This is a genomic window from Inquilinus sp. OTU3971, assembly GCF_038440215.1.
In genome coordinates this window covers 1-5,500 of the sequence record NZ_JASATH010000312.1, presented here as the reverse complement: position 1 = coordinate 5,500, position 5,500 = coordinate 1, and the positions used below count along the sequence as shown (strand labels likewise).

6 protein-coding genes are annotated in these 5,500 nt (G+C 72.0%); 4 read left to right on the top strand and 2 right to left on the bottom strand.

Annotated features, from left to right (window positions below):
• Nucleotides 1-6: 6 nt before the first annotated feature.
• Nucleotides 7-921, bottom strand: coding sequence for a DMT family transporter (locus AAHM41_RS38560; RefSeq protein ID WP_342241936.1), 915 nt, complete (start codon nucleotides 919-921; stop codon nucleotides 7-9).
• On the bottom strand, nucleotides 918-1,682 hold the full coding sequence (locus AAHM41_RS38555) for a class I SAM-dependent methyltransferase (RefSeq protein ID WP_342241935.1): 765 nt from the start codon (nucleotides 1,680-1,682) through the stop codon (nucleotides 918-920). The genes AAHM41_RS38560 and AAHM41_RS38555 overlap by 4 nt, the downstream gene beginning before the upstream one ends.
• Nucleotides 1,683-1,840: 158 nt before the next feature.
• Here AAHM41_RS38555 and AAHM41_RS38550 point away from each other — a divergent pair, with 158 nt between their 5' ends.
• From AAHM41_RS38550 to AAHM41_RS38535, 4 genes are all read left to right on the top strand, one after another.
• A complete protein-coding gene (locus AAHM41_RS38550) occupies nucleotides 1,841-2,701 on the top strand; it encodes an AraC family transcriptional regulator (protein WP_342241934.1) in 861 nt (286 codons plus the stop codon).
• 19 nt (nucleotides 2,702-2,720) lie between these two features.
• Nucleotides 2,721-3,419, top strand: a complete 699-nt coding sequence (locus AAHM41_RS38545; protein WP_342241933.1) for an AzlC family ABC transporter permease — start codon at nucleotides 2,721-2,723, stop codon at nucleotides 3,417-3,419.
• Nucleotides 3,416-3,715, top strand: coding sequence for an AzlD family protein (locus tag AAHM41_RS38540; protein ID WP_342241932.1), 300 nt, complete (start codon nucleotides 3,416-3,418; stop codon nucleotides 3,713-3,715). The genes AAHM41_RS38545 and AAHM41_RS38540 overlap by 4 nt, the downstream gene beginning before the upstream one ends.
• A gap of 255 nt (nucleotides 3,716-3,970) precedes the next feature.
• Entirely contained in the window at nucleotides 3,971-5,374 is a 1,404-nt protein-coding gene (locus tag AAHM41_RS38535; RefSeq protein ID WP_342241931.1) for an FAD-binding oxidoreductase, read from the top strand.
• Nucleotides 5,375-5,500 lie beyond the last annotated feature (126 nt).

The window sequence follows — 5,500 nt, the reverse complement described above, 5'->3', positions numbered from 1 at the left end:
TTGCGGTCAGCGTCGCGGCAGCGTCAGCAGCCCGACGCCGCCCAGCACCAGAAGCGCTCCTACAACCTGCAGCCCCGTCAGCCCTTCGTCCATCCCGGCCCAGGCCAGGAGGATGGTCGAGACGGGACCGAGCGCGCCCAACAGCGCCGCCCGCGCTGCGCCGATCCGCTTCAGCGCCTCGCTGGTCGCCCAGACCGGCAGCACCGTCCCGATCACGGCGATCCAGGCGGCGATGCCCAGCACCTTGCCGGACACAAGCAGGTGGTCGGCCGGGCGCAGCACGAAGAACTGGGCGATGCAGGCGACGCAGGCCGACATCATGGCGATGGAGGTGAAGCGGGTGCTGCCGATCCGCGGCACCGTCTCACTGCCCCAGACGAGGTACGCGGCATAGGCCACGGCGCTGAGCAGGATCAGCCCGGCGCCGCCCAGCCGGGCCGCGTCGAAGCTGTCGGCGGCGGCGTCCAGCACCAGGAACAGCCCGGCATAGGCGACCGCCAGGCACAGGATCTCCCGCCGCTGCGGCCGCCGGCCGAGCACCACGGCCGACAGCACCAGCACGAAGGTCGGGTACAGGAACAGGATGATCCGGCCCAGCCCGGCCGGCACCGTGCGCAGCCCCAGGAAGTCGCAATAGCTGGCGATCCAGTAGCCGAGCAGCCCGAGCGCCACGGTGCGCAGCAGGTCGCCCAGCGCCAGCGGCCCCGCGGCGCGGCGCCGGGCCCAGGCCCACATCGCCACGAAGAAGGGCAGCGACAGGCCCATGCGCAGCGCCAGCAGGGTCTCGGCGTCGACGCCCTCGGAATAGCCCAGCCGGATCAGCACCGGCCGGGTGGAGAAGGCGAGCACGCCGAGGATCGCCAGCAGGTAGCCGACCGCCTCGCCGCGCCGGCCGCCTTCGGCCCGTGCCGCCGCGGTCATGACGCCAGCGTCGCGGCGAAGCGCAACCGCACATAGTCGGCGCTCCAGTTCCCCGACTGGTCGCGCAGGCTGGGCGCCAGCAGCGCCTCGACCTCGTCCAGGATCTCGGCCCGCGCCGCGCCGCCGACGCCGTCCAGCAGCGGGTTGGCGAAGGTGTCGAGCCAGCCGCGCATGCCGGTCGGCAGCGGCGTCGGCCGCGGCACCAGCCCGATGCTGTCGACGCGGAAGCCCTGCGCCTCCAGCTTCGCCGCATATTCGGCCGGGGTCGGGAAGAACCAGGGCATCCGGGCGGCGCCGTCCAGGCCGCGGGCGTTCAGCGCCGCGACCAGGGCGGTGACGATCGCCGCGACATTGCCATGGCCGCCGAACTCGCCGACGAAGCGGCCGCCCGGCTTCAGCGCCCGCCGGACGCCGGCGATCACGGCGTCGGGTTGCCGCATCCAGTGCAGGGCGGCGTTGCTGAACACGGCATCGAACTCGGCCGCGAAGGCCAGGGCTTGGCCGTCGGCGATGCGGGCGTCCAGGCCCAGCGCGCGGGCCGCCGCCACCAGCTCGGCCGAGGCGTCGGCGCCGACCACTTCGGCGCCGGCCGCGGCCAGCTTCGCGGTCAGGGCGCCGTCGCCGCAGCCGAGATCGAGGATGCGCTCGCCCGGCTGCGGCGCCAGCAGCTCGAGCACCGGCTGGCCCAGATCGGCGACGAAGCGCGCGTTGCGGGCATAGCCCTCGGCGCTCCAGGACTGCGCTTCCTTGATCGTGCTCATGGCGTTCGTTCCCTGCATTGCCCGCGGACTATCGCTCCGGCGGGCACCTCTCGGCCAATGCCCGATTGCTGTATCGATCGTGACGATGCAAAGCATGCCCGCCCCGATATGCCGATTTTCTACAAGACGGGGCGGCGCCCGGCCCTATGATCGGGCCGATGGACAGCATCACGCAGGAACAGGCGGTGGCGGCCGAGCCGCTCGCGCAGGGCGAGCGGTCGCGGTTCTTCACGGCGTCGGGCTTCGACGGGCTGGAATGCCTGGAGGCGACGTTCCGTACCCATCGCTATGCCCTGCACATGCACGAGACCTATGCCATCGGCGGCATCTTCGCCGGCTGCGAGACCTTTCTCGCCCGCGGCGAGCAGCGCTATGGCGGCCCCGGCGACCTCGCTTTGGTGAACCCGGAGGACGCGCATGACGGCGAGCCCTATGGCGGCGGCTACCGCTACCGCATGACCTACCCCTCGGTCGAGCAGATGCGGCGCCTGGCAGCGGAGATCGCCGGCCGGTCGGTGACCGAGACCCCGTTCTTCCCCCAGCCGGCGGTGCACGACCCCGAGACCGTGGCGCTGTTCGCCGAGGCCTTCGCCGCCCAGGCCCGGGGCGACGCCCTGGCGATGGACGAGCTGCTGCTGCGCGCCTATGGCCGTTGCCTGATCCGCCACGCCGCGTTCCGCCCGGTCGAGCCGGCATCTGATTCGGGCCGGATCGCCCGGGTGACCGAGTTGATGCGCGACCGCTATGCCGAGGAGCTGTCGCTCGACGATTTCGCCGCCGAGGCCGGGCTGTCGCGCCACCACCTGATCCGCGCCTTCCGGCGCGAGCTGCGGATGACGCCGCACGCCTATCTGCTGAACCTGCGCGTCCAGGCCGCCCGGCGCCGGCTGCGGGCGGGCGAGGCGCCGGCCGAGGTCGCGGCCGCCACCGGCTTCTGCGACCAGGCCCATCTGACCCACGCCTTCAAGGCGCGGCTGGGCGTTGCCCCCGGCGCCTACCGGGCCGGCCTTCATCTCTGATCCCAGCATCGGCTTCCGCATGACCCGAGACCTCCGGCGCGATGCCCTGGACGGCATCCGCGACATCCTCACGCCCGCCATCGCCGCGATCCCGATCGGCCTGCTCTGCGGCGCGCTCGGCGCCGCCAAGGGCCTGTCGCCGGCCGAGATGGCGCTGATGTGCGCGCTGGTCTTCGCCGGCGGCGCGCAGTTCGCGGCCATCGACCTGTGGTCCTGGCCGGTGCCGGTGGCGACGCTGGTGGTGTCGACCCTGCTGATCAACTCCCGCCACATCCTGATGAGCCTGTCGCTGGCCCGCCGCACCGGGCACTTCACCTGGGCCCAGCGCCTGCTCGGCTACGCGGTGCTGGCCGACGAGAACTGGGCGATGGCGGAACGGCGGGCCACGGGGCGCGCGCTGACGCCGGCCTATTTCCTGGGCATGGGCGGGTTCTTCTATCTGAACTGGCTGGTCTGGGGGACGCTCGGTGCCGTGATCGGCGCGGCGATCGGCGACCCGGCCCGGATCGGTGCCGATTTCGCCTTCACCGCCCTGTTCATCGGCCTGGTCGTCGGTTTCTGGAAAGGGCATCGCAGCACCTTCACCATCGCCGCCAGCCTGGTCACCGCCGCCCTGGTCTATCACCTGGCCGGCCCGCCCTGGCATGTCGCGGCCGGGGCCCTGGCCGGCATCGCCGCCGCCTGGCTGGCCGCCGAGCCGGAGGAGGTGCCGGCATGAGCGTCGATCCGGCCACCCTGGCCGCCATCCTGGGCATGGCGGTGGTGACCTACCTGACCCGGATCTCCGGCCTGTTCCTGGTCGGGCGGCTGCGGCTGCAGGGCCGGCTGAAGGCGGCGTTCGACGCGGCGCCGCCGGCGGTGCTGACCGCGGTGATCGCGCCGATGGTGCTGGCCACCGGCTGGCCGGAGACCGCGGCGGCGCTGGTCACCGCGGTCGCCGCCACCCGCCTGCCGCTGCTCGCCACCATCCTGGTCGGCGTGGCGGCGGTGGTGGCGATGCGCGCCATCGGCTGACGGGCTCTCTCCTATCAGCGGCCTTTGAGTTCGATTCTCCGATCGCTCTTCGTCATGGCGAGGCGCCGCGCGGCTCGCCATGACGATCAATATTTCAGGCTACTGCTCCACCTTGAATGATTTGTCTGACATTCACCATTGCTCCACTAACATGTCAGATGATATGTCTGACATGATGCTACGGATTGGATGCCCGGAATAGGCATCTCATCCCGGCAGGGCGAGGCTGGACGCCAGAGCGCGAGGGAGGACAGTTTGGTTCAGGCGGTGACGACCCCGGACGCCCTCATCCCGTCCCTGACCGCCGCGCTCGGCGCCGCCGCGGTCCTGGCCGGACCCGATATCCCGGCCCGCAACGAATCGGATTGGAGCACGCTCGGCCCCTTGCGGCCGCTGGCGGTGGTCCGACCCGCCGACACCGCGGGCGTGGCGGCGGCGATGCGGATCTGCGCCGAGCACGGCGTTCCGGTGGTGCCCCAGGGCGGGCTGACCGGGCTGTGCGGCGGCGCCCGGCCGGTGGCGGGCTCGGTCGCCCTGTCGCTGGAGCGCATGGTCGGGGTGGAGGAGATCGACACCGCCTCGGCCACCATGACGGTGCGGGCCGGCACGCCGCTGCAGGCGGTGCAGCAGGCGGCGGACGAGGCCGGCTTCTTCATCCCGCTCGACCTCGGCGCCCGCGGCTCCTGTGCCATCGGCGGCAATCTCTCGACCAATGCCGGCGGCAACCGGGTGATCCGCTACGGCATGGCGCGCGAGATGGTGCTGGGGATCGAGGTGGTGCTGCCGGGCGGCGAGGTGGTCACCAGCCTCAACAAGATGCTGAAGAACAATGCCGGCTATGACCTGAAGCACCTGTTCATCGGCAGCGAGGGCACGCTCGGCGTGATCACCCGGGCGGTGCTGCGCCTGTTCCCGAAGCCGGGCTGCACCATGGCCGCCCTCTGTGGCCTGTCCAGCTACGAGCACACGGTGACGCTTCTGAACGCGGCCCGGCGCGGGCTGGGGCCGCTGCTCTCGGCCTTCGAGGTGATGTGGCCGGACTATTGGGACGTGGTCACGCAGCGGGTCCCGGGCATCCGCAGCCCGATCTCCGGCGGCCACGCCGGCTACGTGCTGGTCGAGGCGCAGGGCACCGACGAGGCGGTGGACGGCCCGCGCTTCCAGGCCTGGCTCGAGCGTCAGGCCGAGGACGGCGTCATCGCCGACGCGGCGGTGGCGCAGTCCTTGGCCGACATCCGCGCCTTCTGGGGCGTGCGCGACGCCGCGGCCGAGTTCAAGCAGGTGCTGGGGCCGCACGAATCCTTCGACATCGGCCTGCCGGTGGCGGCGATGGACGATTACGTCCAGGCCTGCCGCACGGCGCTGGAGCAGCGCCTGCCCGGCATCTTCGCGCTGTTCTACGGCCATATCGGCGACGGCAACCTGCACATCGTCGCCGGCGTGCCCGGCGCCGAGCCGCAGCCGAAGCAGGAGATCGTCGAGACCGTCTACGCCATGGTCCGCGAGTTCGGCGGCACGATCTCGGCCGAGCATGGCATCGGCCTGACCAAGAAGCCGTACCTGCCCTATGTGCGCAGCGAGGCGGAGTTGGCGCTGATGCGCCGGCTGAAGGACGCGCTGGACCCGCGCGGGCTGCTCAACCCCGGCAAGGTCCTGTAGCCCCCTCGTCCGGATCGGCCCGGGCGGAAACGACAACAGCCGAGAGGGAGCCAAGAATGACGACGACACCACCAGCGGCGGCGCCGCCCCCCCACCACCAGGCCGGGCAGCGCCCCCGCACCCCGC

What these genes read in the sequence shown, in the direction of transcription:
- AAHM41_RS38550 (WP_342241934.1), top strand. Translation starts at nt 1,841, where the DNA reads ATGGACAGCATCACGCAGGAACAGGCGGTGGCGGCCGAGCCGCTCGCG.
- AAHM41_RS38540 (WP_342241932.1), top strand. Translation starts at nt 3,416, where the DNA reads ATGAGCGTCGATCCGGCCACCCTGGCCGCCATCCTGGGCATGGCGGTG.
- AAHM41_RS38560 (WP_342241936.1), bottom strand. Translation starts at nt 921, where the DNA reads ATGACCGCGGCGGCACGGGCCGAAGGCGGCCGGCGCGGCGAGGCGGTC.
- AAHM41_RS38555 (WP_342241935.1), bottom strand. Translation starts at nt 1,682, where the DNA reads ATGAGCACGATCAAGGAAGCGCAGTCCTGGAGCGCCGAGGGCTATGCC.
- AAHM41_RS38545 (WP_342241933.1), top strand. Translation starts at nt 2,721, where the DNA reads ATGACCCGAGACCTCCGGCGCGATGCCCTGGACGGCATCCGCGACATC.